The sequence below is a fragment of the Bacillus sp. FSL K6-0972 genome, from assembly GCF_037976035.1.
Taxonomy (GTDB): Bacteria; Bacillota; Bacilli; order Bacillales; family Bacillaceae; genus Bacillus; species Bacillus haynesii.
Genome location: NZ_CP150260.1, coordinates 2,004,137 through 2,029,511, shown reverse-complemented (window position 1 = coordinate 2,029,511; position 25,375 = coordinate 2,004,137). Strand labels below are relative to the sequence as shown.

General features: G+C 45.4%; 23 protein-coding genes. 15 read left to right on the top strand and 8 right to left on the bottom strand.

All coding sequences use genetic code 11. The annotated features are described in order from the left end of the window. Positions 1-232: 232 nt before the first annotated feature. The 3 genes from MKX80_RS10355 (at position 233) to MKX80_RS10345 (ending at position 3,731) form a co-directional block, all read left to right on the top strand. Positions 233-1,411, top strand: a complete 1,179-nt coding sequence (locus MKX80_RS10355) for an MFS transporter (protein WP_268326353.1) — start codon at positions 233-235, stop codon at positions 1,409-1,411. A gap of 19 nt (positions 1,412-1,430) precedes the next feature. Next, positions 1,431-1,988 (top strand): TetR/AcrR family transcriptional regulator, encoded by a 558-nt coding sequence (locus MKX80_RS10350; protein ID WP_154995062.1) that lies wholly within the window; start codon positions 1,431-1,433, stop codon positions 1,986-1,988. A gap of 597 nt (positions 1,989-2,585) precedes the next feature. Then, entirely contained in the window at positions 2,586-3,731 is a 1,146-nt protein-coding gene (locus tag MKX80_RS10345; RefSeq protein ID WP_268317536.1) for a choline esterase, read from the top strand. Positions 3,732-3,938: 207 nt separating this feature from the next. Here MKX80_RS10345 and MKX80_RS10340 read toward each other — a convergent pair whose 3' ends face one another. The 4 genes from MKX80_RS10340 to MKX80_RS10325 all read right to left on the bottom strand — a co-directional run bounded on the left by MKX80_RS10340 (position 3,939) and on the right by MKX80_RS10325 (position 7,172). Next, a complete protein-coding gene (locus tag MKX80_RS10340; protein WP_268310458.1) occupies positions 3,939-4,445 on the bottom strand; it encodes a GNAT family N-acetyltransferase in 507 nt (168 codons plus the stop codon). Between the two features lie 26 nt (positions 4,446-4,471). Further along, positions 4,472-4,729 (bottom strand): YnfE family protein, encoded by a 258-nt coding sequence (locus tag MKX80_RS10335; RefSeq protein ID WP_154995070.1) that lies wholly within the window; start codon positions 4,727-4,729, stop codon positions 4,472-4,474. 98 nt (positions 4,730-4,827) lie between these two features. After that, positions 4,828-6,372 (bottom strand): cellulase family glycosylhydrolase, encoded by a 1,545-nt coding sequence (locus tag MKX80_RS10330; RefSeq protein ID WP_154995183.1) that lies wholly within the window; start codon positions 6,370-6,372, stop codon positions 4,828-4,830. A gap of 428 nt (positions 6,373-6,800) precedes the next feature. Further along, complete coding sequence (locus MKX80_RS10325) at positions 6,801-7,172, bottom strand: DUF1360 domain-containing protein (RefSeq protein WP_234113086.1); 372 nt, start codon at positions 7,170-7,172, stop codon at positions 6,801-6,803. A gap of 165 nt (positions 7,173-7,337) precedes the next feature. Here MKX80_RS10325 and ric point away from each other — a divergent pair, with 165 nt between their 5' ends. After that, positions 7,338-8,051: an iron-sulfur cluster repair di-iron protein gene (gene ric, locus MKX80_RS10320; protein WP_268342650.1), complete on the top strand. Its 714-nt coding sequence runs from the start codon at positions 7,338-7,340 to the stop codon at positions 8,049-8,051. Positions 8,052-8,095: 44 nt separating this feature from the next. Here ric and MKX80_RS10315 read toward each other — a convergent pair whose 3' ends face one another. The 3 genes from MKX80_RS10315 to MKX80_RS10305 form a co-directional block, all read right to left on the bottom strand. Next, entirely contained in the window at positions 8,096-10,450 is a 2,355-nt protein-coding gene (locus MKX80_RS10315; RefSeq protein WP_268342649.1) for a nitric-oxide reductase large subunit, read from the bottom strand. 156 nt (positions 10,451-10,606) lie between these two features. Further along, positions 10,607-11,356, bottom strand: a complete 750-nt coding sequence (locus MKX80_RS10310) for a Crp/Fnr family transcriptional regulator (RefSeq protein ID WP_244958284.1) — start codon at positions 11,354-11,356, stop codon at positions 10,607-10,609. After that, positions 11,319-11,558: a DUF2164 domain-containing protein gene (locus tag MKX80_RS10305; protein ID WP_003182328.1), complete on the bottom strand. Its 240-nt coding sequence runs from the start codon at positions 11,556-11,558 to the stop codon at positions 11,319-11,321. Before MKX80_RS10305 ends, MKX80_RS10310 begins: the two co-directional genes overlap by 38 nt. A gap of 221 nt (positions 11,559-11,779) precedes the next feature. Here MKX80_RS10305 and MKX80_RS10300 point away from each other — a divergent pair, with 221 nt between their 5' ends. Beyond that, positions 11,780-12,976, top strand: a complete 1,197-nt coding sequence (locus tag MKX80_RS10300) for a nitrate/nitrite transporter (RefSeq protein WP_182070605.1) — start codon at positions 11,780-11,782, stop codon at positions 12,974-12,976. Positions 12,977-13,121: 145 nt separating this feature from the next. After that, a complete protein-coding gene (locus MKX80_RS10295) occupies positions 13,122-13,835 on the top strand; it encodes a Crp/Fnr family transcriptional regulator (RefSeq protein WP_154995084.1) in 714 nt (237 codons plus the stop codon). 45 nt (positions 13,836-13,880) lie between these two features. Here the strand turns inward: MKX80_RS10295 and MKX80_RS10290 are convergent, their stop codons facing one another. After that, entirely contained in the window at positions 13,881-14,603 is a 723-nt protein-coding gene (locus MKX80_RS10290) for a YwiC-like family protein (RefSeq protein WP_154995086.1), read from the bottom strand. Between the two features lie 149 nt (positions 14,604-14,752). On the opposite strand from MKX80_RS10290, the gene MKX80_RS10285 reads away from it, so the two are divergent. The 9 genes from MKX80_RS10285 (at position 14,753) to MKX80_RS10245 (ending at position 25,344) form a co-directional block, all read left to right on the top strand. Beyond that, positions 14,753-15,220 carry a hypothetical protein gene (locus MKX80_RS10285; RefSeq protein ID WP_003182320.1) on the top strand — a complete coding sequence of 156 codons (468 nt, stop codon included), beginning with the start codon at positions 14,753-14,755 and terminating at the stop codon, positions 15,218-15,220. 114 nt (positions 15,221-15,334) lie between these two features. Next, a complete protein-coding gene (locus MKX80_RS10280; protein WP_268344171.1) occupies positions 15,335-16,438 on the top strand; it encodes a TIGR04053 family radical SAM/SPASM domain-containing protein in 1,104 nt (367 codons plus the stop codon). A gap of 88 nt (positions 16,439-16,526) precedes the next feature. Then, complete coding sequence (locus MKX80_RS10275; protein WP_154995185.1) at positions 16,527-16,769, top strand: DUF1858 domain-containing protein; 243 nt, start codon at positions 16,527-16,529, stop codon at positions 16,767-16,769. Continuing rightward, a complete protein-coding gene (locus MKX80_RS10270) occupies positions 16,766-18,325 on the top strand; it encodes a DUF438 domain-containing protein (protein WP_339228460.1) in 1,560 nt (519 codons plus the stop codon). Before MKX80_RS10275 ends, MKX80_RS10270 begins: the two co-directional genes overlap by 4 nt. 173 nt (positions 18,326-18,498) lie before the next feature. Continuing rightward, positions 18,499-22,185: a nitrate reductase subunit alpha gene (locus MKX80_RS10265; protein ID WP_268342647.1), complete on the top strand. Its 3,687-nt coding sequence runs from the start codon at positions 18,499-18,501 to the stop codon at positions 22,183-22,185. Further along, positions 22,175-23,644, top strand: a complete 1,470-nt coding sequence (gene narH, locus MKX80_RS10260; RefSeq protein WP_182070607.1) for a nitrate reductase subunit beta — start codon at positions 22,175-22,177, stop codon at positions 23,642-23,644. Before MKX80_RS10265 ends, narH begins: the two co-directional genes overlap by 11 nt. Before the next feature lie 17 nt (positions 23,645-23,661). Next, positions 23,662-24,204, top strand: a complete 543-nt coding sequence (gene narJ, locus MKX80_RS10255) for a nitrate reductase molybdenum cofactor assembly chaperone (RefSeq protein WP_154995097.1) — start codon at positions 23,662-23,664, stop codon at positions 24,202-24,204. Next, positions 24,201-24,887: a respiratory nitrate reductase subunit gamma gene (gene narI / locus MKX80_RS10250; protein WP_182070608.1), complete on the top strand. Its 687-nt coding sequence runs from the start codon at positions 24,201-24,203 to the stop codon at positions 24,885-24,887. Before narJ ends, narI begins: the two co-directional genes overlap by 4 nt. A 112-nt stretch (positions 24,888-24,999) precedes the next feature. Then, entirely contained in the window at positions 25,000-25,344 is a 345-nt protein-coding gene (locus MKX80_RS10245; protein ID WP_268342646.1) for a transporter, read from the top strand. The last annotated feature ends 31 nt before the right edge of the window (positions 25,345-25,375 follow it).

Sequence of the window (25,375 nt, the reverse complement as noted above, 5' to 3'; positions counted from 1 at the left end):
AAATGCCTGCCCGCACCTCAAAGCTACTCTCACAGAGTAGCTTTTTTATTGGAAGATCCCCTTTGAATGATTCAACTTCTATCTGTCAATAGTCAGTTTAATCAAGTGTTATTTTTTCAATTCCGCTTATTAATAGCTTTAATTCTATAAAATTATGTTTACAAACTGACCACGGTCAGTTAAAGTGAATGCGTGAGAAGAAAAATAAAAACAGTGAGTGAGAGGTAGCCAAATGGAATTAAATGTAGAAAAAATACATACTGCAAAAATGTGGTCATTGTCATTTGTTTTTGTGACGTTTGCAAATGCTTTCTTGTTTATGATATTTGAAATGTTATTGCCGACTTTGCCTTTGTTTGTGACGGCTATTGGAGGAGGGGCAAAACAAGTCGGGTATGTTACAGGTATTTTTATGATCTCTGCAATTGCTGTTCGTCCTTTTGCAGGGGCATTGGCTTTACGGTTCAATAAAAAATATTTGCTCATTTTTGGACTTGTGATCAGCGCTTTCTCAACAGGCGCATATTACCTGGCGTCTGATGTCACCGCTTTATTACTAATTCGCTTAATACATGGCGCCGGCTTTGGATTAGCGACGACCTATTTTGCGACAATAGCAGCCGAAATTATTCCTAAAGACCGCAGGGGTGAAGGAATTGGATATTTTGGAGTAGGTGAGACAATTGCTGTTTCCGTCGGACCGATGATCGGTATCGCAACTCTGGAGCTTTATGATTTTCAAAGGCTTTTTTTAGGCGGGATGTCCGTTCTTTTACTGGCGGCACTTATGGCTGTTTTCGTGCGCAGACAGCCGGAAACAACAGGCACTGGCGGAAAGGGAACTGTAAAGTTAAAAGTATTGGAAAAACGTGTGCTGTTTCCGTCAATTCTTATTTTATTCGTTGGTATTGCTGCATCTGGAATTATGTCTTTCTTTTCCCTCTATGCAATTGAAAAGGGGTTTCATAGTGTCGGGATGTTTTTCTTTTTGATTGCAGGAGCCAGTTTTTTTATACGGCTTATTTCCGGCAGGGTATTTGACCGATACGGAGCTGCCGCCATCCTTATTCCCGCCTCGCTGTTTTCAATAGCAGGGCTGTCAATATTATATTTCGCACAAACAAGTGCAATGTTTTTTATAGCGGCTATATGCTACGGTTTTGGTTTCGGCTCAATATTTCCTGCCATCCAAACATGGTGTATAAATCTTGTGGAAGAGCATGAACATGAGGATGCAATGGGAACGTTCTTTAACTTTTTCGATATGGGAATTGGCGGAGGCTCCTTATTATTAGGTTTGGTTGCGACGGTTTATTCCTATCGGGAGATCTATATTGCCGCCATTTTCATGTACCTGCTGTTTGTTTTATTATATATTTTATATATCTGTTTGAAGAGAAAAACAGCCTGAAAATGGGGAGGACAGTATATTGACCAGAGAGAATATAAAGCGTACTGCGGTTCGCCAATTTAATGAATTTGGCTTTGAGGGAGTCAAAATGTCGCATATTGCAAAAGAATTGGGAATCAGAAAACAATCTCTCGCTTATCATTTTTCGTCAAAAAAAGAGATGCTGATGGAAATATACCCCGAGATTGTAGAAGAAGAAATTTCATTTATCAACGAATTCTTCGATTCAAGAAAACATACGCCTGCAAAGAGTCAAATATATGACTTTTTAAAAGAAACCCAAGTCCGTTTTCATGCATTGCCAAATGTAGCTTTTTTGCAGGCAATGTCCTTTAAGGCGCCTGCTGAAGTAAGCGATTTTATTTCAGCCCAATACCTTTTATATCTGCATACTTTAAAAGAACGGGTAGCGAATGTTTTTAAGGAATCGGATGTGAACTGTCCGCCGGAGAAATGCGCGATAGGATTTATTACGCTTTATGACGGGCTTAACATTCAACTGGTGTACGAAAACAAACAATCATTTGAACGGTCTTTAGAGATATCATTTGATATTTTTTGGCGCGGACTGTTGTAGGTGCATCTGATTTAATTTAGAAAGTCGGAATCCATAGTTGAAAGGCAGATGTGTATTGCGATTTCACAACAGCCGTAGAGAAATATATAGCTTTTATTTTATAATAAGATTGCAGATGCTTCCGCAGCTGCAAGGAAATTCACAAAGGCCGACAAGCTTTAAACTTTGGAATTAAAAAGTTAAGTATGGATGAAAACAGATTGAACCCGATTTAAACTTGATAAAAGTGCATGATGCCATTATATATAATGGTTTTTCTACTATATATTATAAAATAAGAGGGGGAGGCCGCTTGTCTGGAGTTATTTTGGAATCGTATGCTTCTTTCTTGTGTTTTATTTGCTAAACTATATCGGTCAAAAGTTAATATCTAGAAAATCACCTGTAAATCATAAGATTATCATTTCGATTTCATTTGTAGAATCTCTCATTTCACTAACTTTAGTCTATTACCGTCCCCCATTTTTATAATAACCAATTAATTTTAAGTTGCCTCCATTAATTTTAAGTTGCCTCCATTAAGAAGTCTCTATGTCTAATTGTGGCTTTTATGTATTTCACATTCGCCACTTTTATTAATTAAGGGGGAACAAGAAAATGAAAACTTATGACGCATTTCCAGAACCAATTGGCGGCTATACTGTCGGTCGAACCCAGATGGATTTTGAGTACACGGCATCAGATCACTCAAAAAGAGAACTGACGGCGTTTGTGTACTATCCGTCCGACAGTAGCGAAGGTAAGACTACATCAACGTACATGTTTCCTGAAGTCTACGAGATGTTTAATGAGCAGCCACTTGTCACTGCGTATCTTAAAGGGATGGATGTTTTCTCTATAGATATCAAGACCCAGTGTTACGACGACCTTGCTCTCTCCGGGAAGGAAAAGCGCTATCCGGTGTTATTCTATGTTTGCGGCGGGGGCGGTTCTCCAGAATGGGGTACAGTGATCTGTACAGACTTGGCAAGCATGGGATATGTTGTGGTAAGCATCGGCCATCAGAATAGCACGATGTATAAGCGTAAAGATGGGCGCCTGTTTAATGTATCAAAGGATTTTTCGGATGTCATTATGGCGTTTTCTGAAGATCCGGAGATGCTGGCGTTGGCTGGTAAGATGGAGATGCGGCCTGACGATGAAACTGCCATTGAGATGTGCCATAACGTGCTTACACTGCCGATACTTGCCAAGTTAACAGAGTATAGTGAATTACAGGCAGAAGATGTAAGGTATGTAGCCGATTATCTTTACAAACTGGACTCTGGAGAACTGAATTCCATCTTTAAGGGCAGATTGTTGCTTGACATCGGTATGGGCATAGTCGGACATTCTTATGGAGGGCCTACGACGGCGATTGTTTGCCGGGACGACGACCGGTTCGCCTGCGGGATTGGCTTGGATAGCGGTGCGTTCGGCCTTCTCGATAGCGACCTTAAGAAACCCTTTTTGCTACTGTTTTGTGAACCTAACTATAACATGAATGCGATAATTGGCGCTAACAATAGCAAGGAAACCTATTATTTCTCTGTTGATCGTGTTGCGCATTTAGATTACTGCGACATCGTGTTTACCAGTGTTAATGAGGAACTCAGAGGCGAACGGGATGCTATGGAGATGCGAAATCTTGTTACAGACTATACGAAGAACTTTTTTGATCATTACATACTGCAGAAGGCTGCAAGTGTGGAAAGTCTGGCATACGATGGCGTGGACTTGATCAAGAAGACCGGCAACAAGTGACATATGAAGATGTTAGAAATTGGCTGGATTCTAGAACAGACAAAGAAGCTAAAATTAGACACGCAAGGGGAGGCGCTTAACTTATTGCCTCTCTTTTTCAGATTTTATTCTAGTTTACATAATATATATTCTCGGAAGTTAAAGATTGAAAAGAAAATCTGTCTCAATATCAAAGTATACTCAAGTTAGTGAGACAGAATGAAAAATTTAGCAATAAACTGAATATACGGCAATTTCTTTTCCCCATTTATGTATCGTTTTTTCTAAAGTCATCCCGATTCGTTCGGCTACTTTTCTGGACGGCAGATTTTTCGCATCGGGTAAAGATACGATTTTTTTCAGATGAAATGACTCAAATCCATATTGTTTGCATGCTGATGCTGCTTCGGTTGCATAGCCGTTTTTCCAGACGCTTCGTTTAAACAAATAGCCGATTTCCATTTCATTCGATCCTTCGACTTCCTGTGGCACGATGCCGCATTGGCCTAAAAATTCGCCCGTTTGTTTATGTTCTGCAACCCACAGACCGGTTCCGTGTTTTTCATAGTTTTCAATCGTCCAGTCGATCCATTGCAATGTCTGTTTTTCATTCTTTGTCGATGGATAGTATTCCATGGCTGTCGGGTCAGAAAAGATTTCGAGCAGGTTTTCGGCGTCATTGCGCCTCATTTTTCGCAAAATAAGCCGGTCTGTCTTCATGATCATGTCTTTCATGCTCCTCCTCCCCCTTATTTTATTGATTATGGAGACGTTAATTCCCGATAAACCGTTTCTAATTCTTCCATCGTCAGATCTCCGTATGCGCATTTAATCACGGCATCTGCGAATTCATCATAGTCGTCATCTGTTGAAAAGCCTTGCTGGAGTGTTTTGGCGTAAAGCTCGATTTGTTCCTTCCGCTTTTCAATGTCTTCCTCTTTGCCTGTGTAATCCGGTCCATTGATCGTGTCATAGTTTTCTTTGACAAGCATCATGTATTGCTGCAATGTTTCATTCATACATCCATCTCCTTTCATGTTTACAAAAATATTCCTCATTCCTTCCATTATAATATATACGAAAACGGACACCAAATCTGGTGTCCGTCAAAGTGCCGTTATTTAGGTTCAGTACCCCAAATCAGCTTTCCGTTCTCATACAACGTGATTTTTTTCGTATTTTTAAACGTGTTTGAATTTAAAAATGAATAGTCGCTGCTTTGGGCATAATTGCTCCAGTCGTCATTGTGAAGACGGATCTGGATTTCACCTGTACTTGCACCCGGCGCCAATGTACCATTTTTAAACCCTGCTTCAAGATACGTGTCTGCTCCGTTTACCGCTTTTTTTAATTGGACGAATTTGTGTGTGATTTTGCTGCAGCCGATTTGAGCATAGTCGCAGTCAAAATTTTGTCCTTTGTGATTCGTTTTATACCAGTAGCGGACAGTGATTCGATTTAGAGACACGGTTTTTTTGCTGTTGTTTTTAATGTTGAGCTGAGGGCGGATTTGGTTGCCGTTTACATTGTTGTCCCCCGCTCTGTATTGTACTGCTATCGTGTTGGCTGCAGCACCGCTGTCTTGACCTGGTTTATCCTGATCCTTTTTTTGGTCTTTTTGATCTGACCCTTTCGAATTCGACCCAGAGTCTCCTGACGAACCGTTTGATCCGCTGCGGATGTTTTCCCTGACGAATTTACCTGATGGGGACAAGTCGGATTGCGACCATCCTCCCTTTTTAGAGGCGCCGGGGTTTAAAGCTGCTGATGATTCTTGTTTGTCAGACAAGTTCCAGTTTACCCAGCTGATTTTTTTGCTGTCCAAATATTTCAGCCACTCCCTGGATTGGTCAAGGTAGACCCCGCCGTTTCCGGAAGCGTCGCTCGTTCCCCATTCTGTGACGAAAATCGGCGCTCCTTTGCTGAGTGCATAATCGGCTTTATCCCGCAAAGACTGACCGTGCGTACCCGCATAAAAATGGAGCGCGTACATGACATTGCCGTCTTTCAGCTGATTGTCCGCCGCATCGTTGACATCCTGGCTCCAAGTGCCTGTCCCGACAATCACAATATTTTTCGGGGAATTTTTGCGGATCACAGACAAGATTTCTTCGGCGTAAGGTTTAATGTCACGGTTCCAGTTGACATCGCCGTTCGGCTCGTTGGCAATTTCAAAAATGACGTTTGGCGTCTTGCCGTAAAGGCTCGACATTTCGTTGAAAAACTCTTTAGCTTTCGCTTTGTTTTGGTTTGGATTGCCATCGCTCAGTATGTGCCAGTCAATGATCACATAGATTCCGAGTTCTTTTGCCGCTTCGACGGCTTCCTTCACTTTGTTTTTAACCGACGGATTGTCAATATAGCCGCCTTCAGCTGTATACATGGCCGCGCGGAAAACATTGATGCCCCAGTCGTCTCTCAGCCATTTTAAGGAGTCTTTGTTGACATAATCGCCATACCACTGCAGACCGTGAGAGCTGATTCCTTTCAGTTGAACCGCTTTTCCGTTTTGATTGACGAGTTTCGTACCTTTCAAGGTGAGCTGCCCGTTTACAGCAACGGGTGTTTTAGAAGCGGCAGACGCTTTAGGTGCTATGATACCGCTGATGCCGAGTGCCGCTACCATGAAACAAGCGATGAAGACAGAAATGGAACGTTTCATATATGACATTCTTTTTCCTCCAATGATGTTATTTTCCAAAAACACTTTTTCTGACAGACATTTTTCACTCCTTTCTTGGCCTGTAGCACAACTGATTGTAAAAAAACTATTCATCGATTGTCTATCAACCATATTTCTTGTTTTTTACCGCTTTAAAAATCTATCTATTTCCTCTTTTCGAATGAAATGGAAGGTCTGAGCGCTAATGATTAAAAGCTTAAAAAGTATGACCGGGGACTTTGCACATTCTTTTTCTCTCAATTCGAAATTTTAAAAACTGAAATCACTTCAATATGACGCCTCTTCTCTGCCTAACATGCGGCAGCCGGGAAAAAATCGCTGTAAAAAGTTCATAAAACCGACACGTTCTTCTCTGCTGTTTGTGTCACTTTATTGACAAAAAAATAAAACCATCCGCTTGGAATGGTTTACTTCTTTAAATCGGAGAAAAAGCCGACAAGTTTTGTTGCGACACCGACAAACGTTTCAAGAATTGCCTGCCCCCCGGCGACCGCCAAAATCAAAATCAACGGGAATATCGTTTTTGGGACAATCAGATATCCGACAGCAATGATCAAAGCGCACCATATCCCTGCGCACCAATAGCAATTCAGCAAATAGCCGAAGTTTGATTTCGGCACTTTTTTCGTTTCTACATGCCCTTGTTCATCAATCGTCTGCTTTTTCTTCATGAACGGTTTCCGGATAAACTCCGTGATCTTATCAAAAACAATCAAATGAGTTAACCGGTAACTGGCGAGAATCATCATCGTAAATGTAAGCCAGGATATATGCTCCATTGCGGGCCTCCAACATGAAAAGTTATCTATAGCTATTTCCCGATTTCTTCTGACTTATTGCTTTTTCTGTCATTTTTTCAGAATGTGATGTAGATCACGATTTTCCTTCGGTGAACCCGTTACATTTAACCCATAGCATAAAAAACACTTCAGGAGGTTTTACAAATGGAAGCAGTTTTTAATCAAAACACAAAAACGGGTGATATTGTTACACGTTTTCCTAGAGCCAGCCGGCTGCTGAAAGAATATCGCATCGACTTTTGCTGCGGGGGTAACCGTCCGATCGGTGAAGCGATAAAAGAGCAGAATTTAAATGAAGAAGAGATCTTAGTTAGAATCAATACATTATATCAAGAGACAAAGGCATTAAACGAAAAAGAAACGAACTGGAGTGAAGCCCCGTATTCACAGCTGATCGACCATGTGATTCATACGCACCATGCTTACCTGTATGAGGTGCTTCCTGAACTGTCAGGCTTTGTTACAAAAGTATACCGGGTTCACGGCATCCATCATCCGGAGCTCGCCCAGGTCCATCAATTGTTCCATCAGCTGAAAACAGAACTCGAACATCACCTCTTCCAGGAAGAGGAACATATTTTCCCGAAAGTGATGGCCTATGAAGAGACGCGATCAATGGACCGCATAGCGGAAGCAGTTCAGGCGATCGACATCCTTGAACAAGAGCATGAAGCCGCAGGCAAGATCCTCAAGGAACTGAGAAAAGTGACCAATGACTATACCCTTCCTGAAGGGGCATGCACAACATATACACTGACTTACTTAAAGCTTGATGAATTGGAAACTGATCTTTTTCAGCACATTCACCTGGAAAACAATATTTTGTTCCCGCGGCTTGAAGCGGAAGCTAATCAATAAAACAAAAAGACAGAGGATTTTACTTCCTCTGTCTTTTTGTTTATCTATTCATCTGAAGCAATGTCTTTAACAGGCAGCGCTTCTCCTTCCTGATGCGTCGGTTTGCGAAGATGGAATAATGCTCTGATGCTGAATATCACCAAAATCACGATTCCGGCTAAAAAGATCGTATCTGGCACGGCCCTCCAAGTCAGCAGCGTTTGCACCGCATCCTGCTGTAAAAACTCAGGCGCCCTTGAGCTCCAGTACCCGTCTTCAAACGCTTTTTTCAATTGAAGAAAACCGACAGGCAGCAAATTGATAAACACCATTCCGAACAGGCCGATGTTCAGCGACCAGCAGGCTATTTTCAGCCATTTATCATTCCATGCTTCTTTTTTGGTGATATTGCGCAGCGTATACAGCCAGACGGCAATGGCAAACATGCCGTACACGCCCATCATCGCCCCGTGCCCGTGGGCAGGTGTCAAGAACTGCCCGTGCTCAAAATAGCTGACGGCAGGCAGGTTAATCAAGAAGCCCAATACCCCTGCACCGACCAGATTCCAGATCGCCGTTGAAATCAAGAACCAGAACGTTGCTTTATACGGGAAGTGATGTCCGCCGTCTTTCATCATCTTGTATTGTTCGTAAGCTTCTAATACAAGCAGGGTAAGCGGGATAACTTCCAGACATGAGAAGACGGAACCGAGGCCGATCCAGACTTCGGAAGACCCGTTGTAATAGTAATGGTGCCCAATTCCGATGACACCGCTCCCCAGCAGGATCGTCAATTGAAAATAGAGCGTTCTGACAGTCGACTTTTTCGTCACAAGGTTCATTTGCACGAGCAAAAAGCCGATGACCACGACGGCAAAAACTTCAAAAATCCCTTCCACCCAAAGATGGATGATCCACCACCGCCAAAAATCCGACATTGTAATATTAGTGCCGGGATTAAAGAAAAAGGCTGCACCGTAAAACAGCGGAATGGCGATCGAAGAATAAAACAGCAGATGAATCAAACCGCCTTTATCAGACTCCCGCTTGAGGCCGCTCTTAATGCCTCTGAAGACGATAAACAGCCAAATCAGCATGCCGAGCGCAAGAATGACCTGCCAGAAGCGGCCAAGTTCAATATATTCCATTCCTTGATGACCGAATAAGAACCAGTTGTTTCCTAAAAATCCTTTCGCTCCGAGCCATTCGCCGACCATGCTTCCGCCGACAAGGAAGATCAGCGCCCAAAACAGAATGTCGACAAGCAGCCCCTGCCTTTTTGGCTCGCGTCCTCCGACAAGCGGCGCCGCATAAATTCCCATGCCGAGCCATGAAGTCGCAATCCAGAAGATCGCCAGCTGGAGGTGAAATCCCTTAGATATGCTGAATGGCAACAGCTCCCTGATCCAATCGATCCCAAAAAAGCTGTCCGGCTCAATATAATAGTGGGCAAGCAAAGCTCCAAACATCGCCTGAACAAAAAACAGCAGCGACACAACGGCGAAATATTTTCCGGTTTTAACCTGTGAAGCCGTTAGCGGCTGTTTATCCAGATCAAATACCGGAAACGCCCCTTCCTGGTAAGCCTCTTTCATTCCAAGCTTGTAACGGTAAAACACGAATAAAATAATACCGACAAATAAAATAAGGATGGTGACGCTTGCGCCGCTCCACCAAACGGCGGCGAATGACATCGTGTTGCCGGCATCTTCATCGTACGGCCAGTTGTTCGTGTACGTAATGTCGTCGCCCGGCCTTAATGTACTGGAGAGCCATGCCGTCCAAAAGATAAAATCGGAGATCTGCGTGATTTGGTCTTCGCTGTCAACCCATGCCCTGTCACGTTCGGGCATATGGCTTTCTTTAATTAAACCGGGCTCAAGCCCCCAGCCGTCTCCTTTTGTAAAGACTTTACGGTAATGATCGCGCACTTGATGCAAACCGTAGACCTGCGCGTCTGTCAGCTTCAATGTATCTGATGCGCGATCATAACGGTTTTTTCTCATTTCGCGGATGACTTGATTCCGGATGATGGACTGCTGTTCATCTGAAAGATGTTTAAAGCGTTTGCCGTATTTTCCTTCCGCCTTAAAATCCTGCATCCCTTCCGTATAGATTTTCAGGGCTTCGGCCGTGTAATCAGGACCCATGTAAGATCCGTGCCCCAAAATCGTTCCATAGTCCATCAGCGCGTATTTTTGAAATACGGCCTGACCGCCTGAAATGGACGATTTTGTCATGAGCACCTCTCCGTTTGGCCCGGACACTTCAACAGGTCTTGGTGCAAGTCCTTTGAAGATCCAATAGCCTCCCAAAAGTAGCACCGAAAAACTTACGAGTAAAGTAAAGACGAGAACAGATTTCAAAAAACCGTTTTTTGATGCTTTTTTAACGGGCACCGTCTTTCTTTGAACTTCCATTGCGGTTCACTCCTTTTTTGATTTTGCATGTCCTAAGATACTGGATATGCAGCATACCGGTTGTGAACCAGATCACTTAAATAATGGCGGATTTGTGAACAAAATAAAAAACAGGCCTTCCATTTGTCGTTCAATGGAAAGCCTTAAACGCATGCCTTAATTGCAGCCGTTCAGCCAGTCTGTATCATGAATGAAAATCCCGCTCCTGTCAGCCGTCAGCAGATTTTTCTTTTTCATTTCATTTAATGTGCGGTTAATCGTTTCCCTTGACGTTCCGACCATGTTCGCAAAATCCTGATTGGTAATGGGCAGGCTGATGTAGACCCCTTTTTCTTGCGGAATGCCGTGTTCGGCAGCAAGTTTCATTAATACATGTGTCAAGCGGTGCTGGACGTCTTTTGAGATGAAACCTTGGATCCGCTCTTGCAAATCGAGAATCTTTTTCCCCATGATTTGCATCACTTTTATCGTCATTTCCGGATATTTCATCAAAAGTTCATTAAAATCGGCGATGCGGATTACAATCAATTCCGTTTCTTGAACAGCTTCGGCTGTTGCCGGGTATGGGGAGCGGTCAAAAAAGCCGACATGGGGAAACATATCCCCGTTTTGCAAAATCGAAATCACTTGTTCATTGCCGTCTTCATCGATTTTAAAGGCTTTAACAAGACCGGATTTGATGAAAAATACCGCTTCCCTCTCTTCCCCTTCCATAAAAACAAACATTCTCGGCTGATAGGTGCGCTTGACCGCGATCCGCTCGATTTGCTTGAACTCTTCATCATTCAGCCCGCTGAAAATCATAAATTGCTTCAGAAACTCCATTGATCTTTCAATCCCTTCGGTTGTGCTAAAGGAGAGCGGTTTGTCACAGGCGGCGCTCCAGCGCAAAGAGCTCTTCTTCAATCGCCGCTGCCTTCTCTTCCACCACTCTGCGGCTGTCCTTCAGCGCCTGATTGTAAAAGTAAGGTCCGAGCTTTTCCTTTACGAATTCGAACATTTGAATCGCCGCAATGTCTCCAACCTCTTCTCCTCTTTCTTCAACATAAAAGCGTTTGATTTCATCGATGATCGCTTGTTTTTCTTCTTGGGTAAGCTTTATAAACATAAAAGCGGCACTCCTTTTTTTATTTCCATGATAAACGATAATGTCCGCAAATGAACAATTTAATTTTTAATGGCCGTTTATTCTCCGTCACTTACCGATATTAAACCCGAATCAAGCGACTGACCGTGTGACGTAATTCACAATGTTTTAAAAAGACTTTTTGTAAGATAAACATGCTGATTGATTTATTCATTTTTCCCTTTGAAAGGAGCAAAACCGCAATGGTAAATCGTCAAAAAATACAATTACCGCTGCAGTCATTTAGTTTAGTCGCAGGATTTATGGTTTGGGTATTGATTTCCTCATTAATGCCCCACATTAAGCAGGACATCGCTCTGACAGATAGCGAGATATCCCTTGTCACGGCCATTCCGGTCATACTCGGGTCGCTTCTCAGGATTCCGCTGGGCTACTACACGAACAGATTCGGAGCAAGAATTACATTCATGATCAGCTTTTTGCTGCTTCTGTTTCCGGTTTTTTGGATTAGCACAGCCGATTCGCTGTTCGACTTGATCCTTGGCGGATTCTTCCTCGGCATCGGCGGAGCGGTCTTTTCCATCGGGGTCACATCACTGCCGAAATACTACCCTAAAGAAAAGCACGGGTTTGTCAATGGGATCTACGGCGCTGGGAACGTCGGTACAGCGATTACCACTTTTGCCGCTCCTGTTGTGGCAAAGACCGCCGGGTGGGAAAATACGGTGCGGATGTACATCGTGTTAGTCGCCGTATTCGCTTTATTGAACTTTATCCTTGGAGATCGAAAAGAAAGAAAAGTTACGGTATCTGTAAAAGAGCAAATGAAGGCAGTCTACCGAAATCAGACATTATGGTTTTTAAGCTTGTTTTACTTCATTACATTCGGATCTTTCGTCGCGTTTACGATTTATCTTCCGAACTTTCTTGTTAATCACTTCGGGCTTGATCCCGTCGATTCAGGGCTTAGAACCGCCGGATTTATCGCTGTCGCCACTTTTCTGAGGCCTGTCGGCGGCTGGCTGGCAGACAAATTCAACCCGCTGAAGCTGTTGATGTATGTATTTGCCGGCTGTACCTTGTCAGGGATTTTATTGGCCTTTTCGCCCAGCCTCGGACTTTACGGGTTTGGGGTATTGACTGTTGCCGTTTGCGCCGGCCTCGGAAACGGGATCATCTTTAAGCTCGTGCCGCTTTATTTTTCAAATCAGGCCGGCATCGTCAATGGGATCGTATCAGCGATGGGCGGCTTGGGAGGATTCTTCCCGCCTCTCATCCTGTCAAGCGTTTTTCAGGTTACCGGCCATTACGCGATCGGATTCATGGCGCTGTCAGAAGCTGCCCTTGCAAGCTTTGTGATCGTGGTCTGGATGTATTTTCAGGAAGTGAACAAAACATCGTCCAAAACATCATCCAAAACGAAGGCGAACCATTTATAAATCCATCCTGCAAAAAGAGCTTGAGTCGATGTGCTCAGGCTCTTTTTTGGGACTATATTCATATGTTCACAATATTGTTTATATTTAAAAGGTCACTCAGCCTTATTTAACGTTAAAATAAGAACTGCAAAAGGGGTGACGCTCAATGAACATTTCTGTTAGAAAATCAGACACAGATTTGCTCTCAGACGATCTGCATCACTTGCTGGAATCGATCAGTACGCGACGAAAAATCAGGCAGGACACATTCCTTTTTCAAGAAGGGATGGATGCGGAGGAACTGTATCTTATTCAGTCAGGACTTGTCCAGATCGGCAAATTGACGTCCGATGGCAAAGAACTGACACTTAGAATGTGCAAAAGAAATGATATTGTCGGGGAGCTTACGCTTTTTACAGAAGATGCGAAATATATGCTGAGCGCAAAGATCCTCTCTGATGGCGAAGTGTTGGTCATCAATAAAGATAAGCTTGAAAAAGAACTCATTCAAAACGGTGCGCTGACGTTTGAGTTTATGAAATGGATGAGCACGCATTTGCGAAAGATTCAATCGAAAATCCGCGACCTTTTGCTGAATGGTAAAAAAGGCGCGCTCTACTCCACCTTGATCCGTCTCGCAAACAGCTACGGCATCACAAGAAGCGACGGGATTCTCATCAATATTGTGCTGACGAACCAGGATCTGGCGAAATTTTGTGCCGCTGCAAGAGAGAGCATCAACCGCATGCTGAGCGACCTCCGGAAGAACGGTGTCATTTCAATTGAGGACTCGGGAAAAATCGTCATCCACCAGCTCAACTATTTAAAACGCGAAATCGACTGTGAAAACTGCCCGCTCGAAATCTGCAATATCGACTGAAAAAGCGAAAACAAACAAGGACATGAAGCACAGTGTCCTTGTTTTTTACGTTTGCAGCAGAAAAACGATCAACACGGCCATAAAGAAACAGGCATTCACCAGCTCAGAGATTCCGATTGTCTTAATCGACAATTTCCTCCCGTGGAAAAACCACGCTCTGAGACTGCTCGGCACTACGCCAAGCACCGCCCATTCTGCCCCTGCGGCCAGCGAGACGAACGGCAGGAAAACGTGGTAGCCCCATGAATAAAGTTTAAACCGATTGTTTTTCTTTTCGCGGATCATTGACTTGACATAAAAGGCGCTCCCTGTGAAAAACAAAGCGGACTGGATAAAAACAAACAATGCCTCACCATCCAGTTTCCCCGCTCCCATCCAGAAGCTCGCCAGCCCGCCCGCGCTGAAAACAAGGATTGCCGCAATATCATTTAAAAGCGCCCTGTCGTTGTTTCTTTTCGCATAATAAAGATTGATGAGAAAGAGCGGAAACAGCGGCAGACCGAGAAAAACGAGCCGCGGCTCCAGCCAGACCGAAATGAGCAGGAAAACGACGGCCGGAATGCCGTAGACAAGAACCCATTTTTGATAGTAAACGATATTTTTCTTCTTCACCATCATCGTAGCCGGAAATGCCGCAAGATATAGAAACAGCCATCCGCAGAACAGCGGAATATGCTTTACATCCGCGCCCCCGGCGAACATGCCGAGAATAAACGGGATCACAAGCATCGCCCAGGCGCCGTGCTGCTTCGGTATGAACACTTTCATCACACATCCTCCCTTCTTTTCTATTACATTATAAAAGTTTCGTCTTTCTTACACAGTGACATTTTGCATACAGTCGTGTGAACTAAATCACTGCGCCCTGCAGCCCGGCGCTTTATACTAAAAGCTAATATAGAGAAGGAGGATATACCATGGACCGGTTTGACTACTTATTGTTTCTGAAAAATCTTCCTATGTTTTTCGGGGTGCCCCTTCCGATCATCAAAAAGCTGCTGAAGAACGGTAAGGTGATCGATATCCAACCATCTCAGCATTCGCGATCGTTCCTTCATTCGCAATCCGTCTATTTTGTTTTAAAAGGAGAAGTGCATTTTTCTGACAGAAGGCTTCCGGAAGAATCTCGGACGATCGCCGAGTGGGAAAAAGGCGATGTTTTTCCTATCGATCAAAAAGGCGAACCTTTCTTATCTCCGTTTATTTCAGTCAACACTGCCTCTGAAACCGCCGTGCTTGAAATACCATTTCATAATTTCAAAAAAATGATGACTTATAACCGCCAATTACAGACGAACTTTCTCATGCTGCTCCAGCAGAATTTATTTTTTTCCTACCAGCTTTTTTTGCGTTACCTCAACTCCTCCGCAGAAGACGACGTGTGAGAAGGGCCTCTCCCCTTCTTTCTCTTCTTTTCTCCAAATGTGATCTACTTAACTTTTTTTCTCTTACATATCCGCTACGATACACATGAATGCAAACGAAAGGACAGATGAAAGATGATACATTGCGATTTCGACAAGTCTCCGTTTATCGTCATTTGGGAGCTGACAAGGGCTTGCGAGCTCAAGTGCCTTCATTGCCGGGCATCTGCTCAAAATAAACGCGATCCGCGGGAGCTTTCCCTGAAAGAGGGAAAAGATTTAATCGATCAAATTCATGCGATGGACAATCCGCTCCTCGTGCTTACAGGTGGTGATCCCTTAATGAGAGACGACGTATTCGCCATTATTGAGTATGCCGTCGAAAAAGGGGTTCGCGTCTCCATGACCCCGAGTGCTACACCGAATGTTACAAGAGAAGCGATTCAATCAGCAAAAGAAATCGGCTTATCCCGATGGGCATTCAGCTTGGACGGCCCGACCCGGGAGATTCATGATCATTTTCGGGGAACGGACGGTTCCTTTGATCTGACCATGAAAGCGATTCGCTACATCCATGAATGTCATCTGCCTCTGCAGATTAATACCGTCATATCCGCTTATAACATCGATTACCTGGATGAAATGGCAAAGCTGATCGAAGAATTGAACTGCGTATTATGGAGTGTGTTTTTTCTCGTCCCGACAGGCCGTGCGAAGCGGGAAGATATGATTTCTCCTGTGGACCATGAAAAAGTCTTCCTCTGGCTCAGCCGTTTGGCAAAAGAAGCGCCTTTTGACATCAAAACGACAGCAGCCCAGCACTACCGGCGGGTCGTCATTCAGCAAAAAATGCGGGAAGCGAAAGACCCCAACATGAAAATCCGCTATGAACACGCATTGCAGAAAGGGAAAATGGATGTGATCGGCGGATTGGGGCGGGCCCCGAAAGGTGTGAATGATGGCAACGGGTTCATGTTTATCTCCCATATCGGTGATGTATATCCAAGCGGACTTCTGCCGGTTAAAGTCGGAAACATCCGCGATCAGCCGCTGGCTGAGATTTATCGCGAATCACCGATCTTTAAGGATTTGCGAAATCCGGACGGATTTAAAGGGAAATGCGGCGTCTGTGAATTCCGCCATGTGTGCGGCGGTTCGCGCTCGCGTGCCTATGCTCTGACGGGCGATTACCTGGAAAGCGACCCGAGCTGCATTTATATTCCGAAGGCTTTGCGCTGAAAAATGTGATGTACGTCACATTTTTTTCAGCAGACTTGTATTACGGTATAGATGAGAATGATCATCACTATCAAAGGATGTGATCCCTCTGCATAAAAAAATTGATTTGAACGATTCCGTATACGAACTTTGCACATTGCATCCTGAACTAAAAGCCGTGATGAAGGAAGCCGGGTTTAAAAACATTACAAAGCCCGGCATGCTGGAAACGGCCGGGCGCATCATGACAATTCCAAAAGGCGCGCGAATGATGCAAATCGAATGGTCCTATATCTTAGATATATTGGAAGCACACGGATTTGACCCCGTTTGGAAAGGAGAAAAACAATGAGTGAAATCATTAACAACCGGGAAACACAGCAAGGTCTGCCAGAGGAAAAGAAGCAGCTTCTGAAAGAGATCATCATCGACCTTCATAAAGGAAAACCGCTTGCCGACGTCAAAAAACGGTTTGAAAAGGCATTCAGTTCAGTCAATGCCGAAGAAATCGCTCAGCTGGAACAGGCGTTAATGAAGGAAGAAGGCATTACACCTGAAGAAATCCAAGAGCTCTGTTCCGTTCACGCCGCTGTGTTTAAAGGATCGATTGAAGACATTCACCGCGCTGACGCCGACAAGCAGCCGGGCCATCCCGTTCATACATTTATGAAAGAAAATAAAGAAATCGACCTCCTTTTGAACTTTAAAATGCAGCTTCATTTGGAACGCTTCGAAAAAGATGATCATCGCGACAACATTCTCAAACTGCTCGCAGACTTAAACTTGCTCGCTGACAAGGCATTCAGTTCAGTCAATGCCGAAGAAATCGCTCAGCTGGAACAGGCGTTAATGAAGGAAGAAGGCATTACACCTGAAGAAATCCAAGAGCTCTGTTCCGTTCACGCCGCTGTGTTTAAAGGATCGATTGAAGACATTCACCGCGCTGACGCCGACAAGCAGCCGGGCCATCCCGTTCATACATTTATGAAAGAAAATAAAGAAATCGACCTCCTTTTGAACTTTAAAATGCAGCTTCATTTGGAACGCTTCGAAAAAGATGATCATCGCGACAACATTCTCAAACTGCTCGCAGACTTAAACTTGCTCGCTGACGTCGACAAACATTACAGCAGAAAAGAAAATCTTCTGTTCCCCTATTTAGAAAAGTACGGAATTACAGGGCCCAGCCAGGTGATGTGGGCTGTCGACGATTTTATTCGCAAGAGCATTAAAGAAGTGAAGCGTTTGTTGGAGGAATATACGCCGGACAAAAAAGATGAGGTCATCCGTGAACTAACGTTTATCATTCAAGAAGGCACAGAAATGATTTATAAAGAAGAAAATATCCTCTTGCCGATGGCGCTCAGAACGCTGACAGAAGATGAATGGCTGAAAATCGCGGCAGAAAGCGACGAGATCGGATATTGCCTGACTGCTCCGGAAACGGTGTGGCAGCCTGAACGCCATCAGCTCAAAACAAGCGAAGAGGCGGCTGACGGATATGTCAGGCTCCCTACAGGTATTCTGTCCGTGGTTCAGCTCGAGCACATGATGAACCATCTTCCAGTCGATATCACCTTCATCGATGAAAACGATGTCGTCCGCTATTTTTCACACGGAAAGGAACGGATTTTCGCCCGGACAAAAGCCGTTATCGGCCGGACCGTCCAAAACTGCCATCCGCCGGCAAGCGTCCACATCGTCAATAAACTTCTTGACGACTTTAAATCAGGCAAAAAAGACGTTGAAGACTTTTGGATCAAATTTAAAGACAAATACGTGTTCATCCGCTATTTTGCCGTACGCGATGAAAACGGCCGCTATATCGGCACTTTGGAATTCACCCAGAACATCGCCCCGATTCAGGAGATTACCGGGGAAAAGAGAATTTTGAACACGAGCGATTGAACCATTCGACAGCCCGCTTCCATGCAGGCTGTTTTTTTGTCCTCCCTCTCCCCCTCCTAAAAATGTGACAAATTTGTGAAAAGCCGAAACCATGTGACAAATTTAACAAGGTACATCGCCTCCTCCATATATAGTGAGGGTAGCATCAATGACTCAGAAGGAGTGAACCAGCAATGAAAAAAAAGAAAAAGAGTCCCATTTCCAGGAGATTAAATTATTTCTCCCCTATTGAACACCATTCCAATCAACACAGCCAAACCACATATGAAGACCGGGATTGGGAAGATGTATACAGAAATAGATGGCAGCATGATAAAGTGGTTCGCTCTACCCATGGGGTGAACTGTACAGGATCCTGCAGCTGGAATATCTACGTCAAAAACGGGATCGTCACATGGGAAGGGCAGCGACTCGATTACCCTTCGACAGGCCCTGATATGCCGGACTTTGAACCGCGCGGCTGTCCGCGGGGAGCCAGCTTTTCCTGGTATATATACAGCCCGCTCCGCGTGAAATACCCGTATGTCCGTGGTGTGCTGATCCAGATGTGGCGCGAGGCGCTAAACAGCAGCAAAAATCCGCTGGAAGCATGGAAATCGATTGTCGAAAACCCTGAAAAAGCGAAAGCCTATAAACAGGCGCGCGGAAAAGGCGGATTTGTCCGCGCCGAATGGAGCGAAGTGCTGAAGCTGATTTCAGCTTCCCTTCTGTACACCATTGCCAAATACGGTCCTGACCGCAATGTCGGTTTCTCGCCGATTCCGGCCATGTCGATGCTCAGCCATGCAGCAGGATCACGCTTCATGTCCCTGATCGGCGGGCCGATGCTGAGCTTCTATGACTGGTATGCCGACCTCCCCCCTGCTTCACCGCAAATTTGGGGAGATCAAACCGACGTTCCGGAAAGCAGCGACTGGTACAATTCAGGCTACATCATGACATGGGGTTCTAATGTGCCGCTTACCAGAACGCCTGACGCTCACTTTTTAGCCGAAGCCCGCTATAAAGGAGCAAAAGTGATTTCGATCAGCCCGGACTTTGCCGAGTCCTCAAAGTTTTCCGATGATTGGCTGAGCATCAGACAAGGCACCGACGGCGCACTGGCCATGGCGATGGGCCATGTCATTCTGCAAGACTTTTATGTCAACCAGAAGACAGAACGTTTTATTGATTATGCAAAACAATATACCGATTTCCCATTTTTGGTGACTTTGAAAGAGGAAAACGGAACGTTCACAGCAGGCCGCTTCCTCCACGCTAAAGATATCGGGCGTGCGACAGAGCATGATGAATGGAAGCCTGCCGTTTGGGACGAAGACACAGATGGATTTGCAATTCCGCAGGGCACGATGGGCTCCCGCTGGGACGGCCAAGGTAAATGGAACTTGCGCATGGTTGATGAGGATTCAGAAAATCCGATCACACCTCGGCTTTCCATGCTTGGACATGAAGATATGATCGGCACGGTCAACATTCCTTACTTCTCACATGAAGGCAATAAAGTGCTTGAAAGACCGCTTCCGATCAAAAAAGTCATCCTGGACGGTGAGGAAGTCTTTGTTTCCACCGTTTTCGACCTGACTCTCGCCAACTATGGCGTCAACCGCGGAATCGGCGGACAGACGCCGGCATCATTTGATGATCCTGAACCGTTTACACCGGCTTGGCAAGAGCCGATTACTGGAATTAAAAGTGAAATGGTGATCAAGATCGCAAGGGAATTCGCGCAAAATGCGATTGACACAGAGGGCCGCTCAATGATCATTGTCGGCGCCGGGATTAACCATTGGTTCAATTCAGACACCATTTACAGAGCTGTGCTGAATCTTGTGCTTCTCGTCGGAGCCCAAGGGGTTAACGGAGGCGGCTGGGCCCACTATGTCGGCCAGGAAAAACTCCGGCCGGCCGAAGGATGGCAGACGATCGCGATGGCCAAAGACTGGGGAGGCCCTGCCAAACTGCAAAACGGCACATCATTTTTCTACTTCGCTACCGACCAGTGGCGCTATGAAGATCAGGAAATCAGCGGGCTCGCTTCACCAATCGCAAAAACATCGCGCTACAAGCACCACGCCGATTACAATGTGCTGGCAGCGAGACTCGGATGGCTTCCATCGTATCCGACGTTTGAGAAAAACGGCATCGACTTATATAAAGAAGCAGAAAAAGCAGGCGCTGAGAACGCTCAGCAAGTCGGAAGCTATATTGCCAGACAGCTTGAAGAGAAAAAGCTCAAGTTTTCGATTGAAGATCCTGACAATGAAAAGAACTTCCCAAGAAACCTATTTGTCTGGAGAGCCAACTTAATCTCGAGCTCCGGCAAAGGTCATGAATATTTTCTGAAGCACTTGCTCGGTACGACAAACGGATTGATGAACGATGATCAGGACAGCGTTCGTCCTGAAGAAATCACATGGCGTGACAAAGCGCCTGAAGGCAAACTCGATTTACTGGTCAATCTCGATTTCCGGATGGCGGGAACAGCCCTTTATTCAGACATCGTGCTCCCTGCGGCCACCTGGTACGAAAAACACGATCTCAGCAGCACGGATATGCATCCGTTCATCCACCCGTTTAACCCGGCAATCAGCGCGCCGTGGGAATCAAAGTCTGACTGGGATATTTTTAAAGCATTGGCAAAAGCGGTTTCCGATCTGGCTGAAGAAGTTGACATGGAACCTGTAAAAGAGGCTGTTGCGACTCCTCTTCTCCATGACACTCCACAAGAAATGGCGCAGCCGCTCGGGAAAATCAAAGATTGGAGCAAAGGCGACTGCCCTGCCGTTCCAGGTAAAACAATGCCGCAAATTCACGTCGTGGAACGGGATTACAAGCAGATTTTCAATAAGATGACATCGCTCGGGCCGAATGTTGTCAAACAGCCGTTTGGTACGAAAGGTATGAACTGGTCTGTTGAAGCGGAATATGATTCTCTCAAAAAAACGCTCGGTGTCGTAAAAGACGACACAATCGCCAAAGGCTGTCCTGACATCAGTGATGCAAGACAAGCTGCTGAAGCGGTATTGACTCTCTCTTCCACTTCAAACGGGAAAGTAGCCGTTAAAGCGTGGGAATCGCTTGAAAAAATAACGAATCTTGAGTTGAAAGATTTAGCTGAAGAACGGGAAGAGGAATGCTTCACATTTGAGCAAATTTCGGCTCAGCCGAAAACGGTAATCACCTCCCCTGCTTTCAGCGGTTCTGAAAAAGGCGGACGGCGCTATTCTCCGTTTACGACGAACGTTGAAAAACTGATTCCGTGGAGAACGCTGACCGGCAGACAGTCTTTTTACCTTGATCATGAAATGATGACAGAATTCGGCGAAAACATGGCGACATTCAAGCCGATCCTGATCCACCGCCCTTTCTTGAACAAGCGTCCGGATCAGGAAGGAAAAGAAATCGTTTTAAACTACTTAACACCGCATAATAAATGGTCAGTTCACAGCATGTATTTTGATTCCCTGCCGATGCTTACCCTTTTCAGAGGCGGGCCGACAGTCTGGATGAATAAAGACGATGCGGAAGAAACCGATATTCAGGACAACGACTGGATCGAGTGCTTCAACCGAAACGGAGTTGTCGTCGCACGGGCCGTGACATCACACCGGATTCCAAAAGGAATGGCGTTTATGCACCATGCCCAAGACCGGCATATCAATGTGCCGGGAACAAAGCTGACGAATAACCGCGGAGGAACCCATAACAGCCCGACCCGCATCCATGTCAAGCCGACGCAGATGATCGGAGGCTACGGACAGCTCAGCTACGGATTCAACTACTACGGGCCGACAGGAAATCAGCGCGACCTCAATGTCGTGATCAGAAAATTGAAGGAGGTCGATTGGCTTGAAGATTAAAGCGCAAATCGGAATGGTAATGAACCTTGATAAATGCATCGGCTGCCATACATGCAGCGTCACATGCAAAAACACTTGGACAAACCGTTCCGGTGCAGAATATATGTACTTCAACAACGTCGAAACAAAACCGGGCATCGGCTACCCTAAACAATGGGAGGACCAGGATAAATACAAAGGCGGCTGGGAGCTGAAAAAAGGCAAGCTCCAGCTCAAATCAGGAGCGAAAACTACGCGGCTCATGAATTTATTCTACAACCCGTATCAGCCGACAATCGATGACTACTATGAACCTTGGAACTATGATTATGAAACGCTGACAAACAGTCCGGAGAAAAAACACCAGCCTGTTGCAAGGCCGAAGTCTTCCATTACGGGAGACTTCATGAACCTTGAATGGGGTCCGAACTGGGAAGACGATCTTGCCGGCGGCCACATTACAGGCCTTCAAGATCCAAACGTCAAAAAAATGGAAGAATCGATCAAGACTGAATTTGAAGACGTCTTTATGATGTATCTGCCAAGGATATGCGAACACTGCATCAATCCTTCCTGCGTCTCCTCCTGTCCGTCAGGAGCGATGTACAAACGCGAAGAAGACGGGATCGTTCTCGTCGATCAAAATGCGTGCCGCTCATGGAGACACTGTGTATCATCATGCCCTTATAAAAAAGTGTATTTCAACTGGCAGACAAACAAGGCGGAAAAATGCACATTGTGCTTCCCTCGCCTTGAAGCAGGACTGCCGACAATCTGCTCTGAGACATGCGTGGGCAGAATCCGCTATCTCGGGGTCATGCTTTATGACGCAGATAAAGTCGAAGAAGCGGCTTCAGCCGAAAATGAAAAAGATTTATATCACTCACAGCTGGAGATTTTCCTTGACCCGAATGATCCCGCTGTCGCAGAAGAAGCAAAAGCTCAAGGCATTCCGCTGGAGTGGATCGAAGCAGCGCAAAAATCTCCGATCTACAAAATGATCATCGATTGGAAAATCGCTCTGCCGCTGCATCCTGAATACCGGACATTGCCGATGGTATGGTACATTCCTCCGCTCAGTCCAATTATGAATATGTTCGAAGGAAAAGGAACAGCCCAATCAGCGGAAGATATCTTCCCGGCCATTGATGAAATGCGGATTCCGATCGAATATTTGGCCAATTTGCTGACTGCCGGTGATACACACCATATTAGAACGACATTGAAGAAAATGTCTGTGATGCGTATGTACATGCGAGCGACCCAAACGAACAAACAGATCGATTCAGCTCTGATTCAAGATACCGGATTGACTGAAGAGCAGATTGAAGATATGTACCGTCTGCTTGCGATCGCCAAATACGATGACCGATTTGTCATTCCGCAAACCCATCGTGAAGAAGTCGCGGATCTGTACATGGAACAAGGAAGCTGCGGATTATCGTTTGCCGGAGGACCCGGCTCTTGCCAAAACATATAACACTGGAGGGAAGCTTCATGGATGGAACAGACAAACAAACCGTTTTTGCCGCTCTTTCTTACCTCCTCTCCTACCCTGATGAAGAGTGGAGAAAAGAACGTTCCGAATGGCAGCAGATCATCGGCGAAATCGAGCATGAAGCGCTGAGAGGGCATCTGCTTGCCTTCTTGGAAAGCGCGGCTTCCTATTCGTCTGAGGAATTGATCGAAACCTACGTATATACGTTTGATTTCGGCAAAAAAACAAACCTTTATGTCACCTATTTCAACTCCGGTGAACAAAGGGAGCGCGGAATTGAATTGCTGCAGCTGAAAGATCTGTATCAGCAGTCCGGTTTTCAGCCGACAGACAAAGAGCTGCCTGATTATCTGCCGCTCATGCTTGAATTTGCTGCAGTCGCCGATCATGAAAAAGCTGCGGCTGTCTTCCAAAAATACGCAGCAAACCTGGAAGAATTGAGATTGCAGCTTTCAGAAAATGAAAGCATCTATACGCCGTTATTGGACGGATTAATGTTGATTTTAGAGGAAATTGGTGTTGAAAGGAATGTACAGCCATGATCGAACAAATACTGTGGGTCATCCTCCCCTATATCGTCATCACCATTTTTATCGGAGGGCATATATACCGCTATCAACATGATCAGTTTGGCTGGACGGCCAAATCAAGCGAAATGCTCGAAAAGAAAAAATTGGCGCTTGGCAGCAGCCTTTTTCACTGGGGAATCTTTTTTGTCATCGGCGGGCATGTGATGGGAATTTTAATTCCGGAAAGCCTTTATCAGGCGCTCGGCGTATCAGAGCATATGTACCATAAAATCGCGATCGGCTTCGGACTGCCCGCAGGCATCGCCGCGCTGTCAGGGCTTCTCATATTGACCTACCGCCGATTCACGGACAAACGGATTCGAAAAACGAGCTCTGCCGGAGATTTCATCACGCTGGTCGCTTTGTTATTCGTCATGACGACGGGGCTTGCGGCAACCTTCTTGAACATCGATTCAAAAGGATTCGACTACAGGACAACAATCGGCCCGTGGTTTCGCAACATTTTCTTATTCAAGCCGGATGCCGGGCTTATGGCGAGCGTGCCCCTCTGGTTTAAGCTTCACATTATCATGGGCTACGTCATTTTCATCGTCTGGCCGTTCACTCGGCTCGTCCACGTATTCAGCATGCCGCTAAAATATTTGACAAGAAGCTATGTTGTTTACCGTAAACGGGCGCCCCGCAAAAGCATGTAAACATCTTCCCTAAAGCCAAAACGGCTTTAGGGATTTTTTTCTCTATAGGCAAGCTACCCTTATTCCCCATCCATCATACGATAAAGCAAACCATCAGAAAGGAGCGTTTTTATTGTATCCATACGATCCTTCACTATATGATCCGTATCGCCAGCAATTTCCGCCGGGTCCGCCTCCGGGAGCAGGAGGACAGCAGCAACAGCAGTTTCTCCCCCCGCCGCCGAGCCAATTTCCGCAAGACACCGACCCTTCGGTATTTGCCGTTGATCCTGGCGGAATCAGAAGATGTCTGTTCAAATACACGTTCATCCGCTTGAGAAACGGCAGCCGCTTTTGGTTCTTCCCGGTTTTCGTCGGACGTTATTCGATTGCGGGCTACCGCTGGAGACCGCGTCAATTCCGCTGGGTTTACTTCGGTGTTGACCTGAACGAAATCACTTCTTTCAGCTGTCAGTAAAAATAAGAAAAAGGCGCCCCCAAGGACGCCT

Bases quoted from the DNA above. Each gene is read 5' to 3' on its own strand.
- MKX80_RS10285 (WP_003182320.1), top strand. From the start codon at position 14,753: ATGGACCGGTTTGACTACTTATTGTTTCTGAAAAATCTTCCTATGTTT.
- MKX80_RS10295 (WP_154995084.1), top strand. From the start codon at position 13,122: ATGAACATTTCTGTTAGAAAATCAGACACAGATTTGCTCTCAGACGAT.
- MKX80_RS10340 (WP_268310458.1), bottom strand. From the start codon at position 4,445: ATGAAAGACATGATCATGAAGACAGACCGGCTTATTTTGCGAAAAATG.
- MKX80_RS10300 (WP_182070605.1), top strand. From the start codon at position 11,780: ATGGTAAATCGTCAAAAAATACAATTACCGCTGCAGTCATTTAGTTTA.
- narI (WP_182070608.1), top strand. From the start codon at position 24,201: ATGATCGAACAAATACTGTGGGTCATCCTCCCCTATATCGTCATCACC.
- MKX80_RS10265 (WP_268342647.1), top strand. From the start codon at position 18,499: ATGAAAAAAAAGAAAAAGAGTCCCATTTCCAGGAGATTAAATTATTTC.
- MKX80_RS10280 (WP_268344171.1), top strand. From the start codon at position 15,335: ATGATACATTGCGATTTCGACAAGTCTCCGTTTATCGTCATTTGGGAG.
- MKX80_RS10315 (WP_268342649.1), bottom strand. From the start codon at position 10,450: ATGGAAGTTCAAAGAAAGACGGTGCCCGTTAAAAAAGCATCAAAAAAC.
- MKX80_RS10330 (WP_154995183.1), bottom strand. From the start codon at position 6,372: ATGAAACGTTCCATTTCTGTCTTCATCGCTTGTTTCATGGTAGCGGCA.
- MKX80_RS10335 (WP_154995070.1), bottom strand. From the start codon at position 4,729: ATGAATGAAACATTGCAGCAATACATGATGCTTGTCAAAGAAAACTAT.
- MKX80_RS10325 (WP_234113086.1), bottom strand. From the start codon at position 7,172: ATGGAGCATATATCCTGGCTTACATTTACGATGATGATTCTCGCCAGT.
- narJ (WP_154995097.1), top strand. From the start codon at position 23,662: ATGGATGGAACAGACAAACAAACCGTTTTTGCCGCTCTTTCTTACCTC.
- MKX80_RS10355 (WP_268326353.1), top strand. From the start codon at position 233: ATGGAATTAAATGTAGAAAAAATACATACTGCAAAAATGTGGTCATTG.
- ric (WP_268342650.1), top strand. From the start codon at position 7,338: ATGGAAGCAGTTTTTAATCAAAACACAAAAACGGGTGATATTGTTACA.
- MKX80_RS10345 (WP_268317536.1), top strand. From the start codon at position 2,586: ATGAAAACTTATGACGCATTTCCAGAACCAATTGGCGGCTATACTGTC.
- MKX80_RS10270 (WP_339228460.1), top strand. From the start codon at position 16,766: ATGAGTGAAATCATTAACAACCGGGAAACACAGCAAGGTCTGCCAGAG.
- MKX80_RS10305 (WP_003182328.1), bottom strand. From the start codon at position 11,558: ATGTTTATAAAGCTTACCCAAGAAGAAAAACAAGCGATCATCGATGAA.
- MKX80_RS10290 (WP_154995086.1), bottom strand. From the start codon at position 14,603: ATGAAAGTGTTCATACCGAAGCAGCACGGCGCCTGGGCGATGCTTGTG.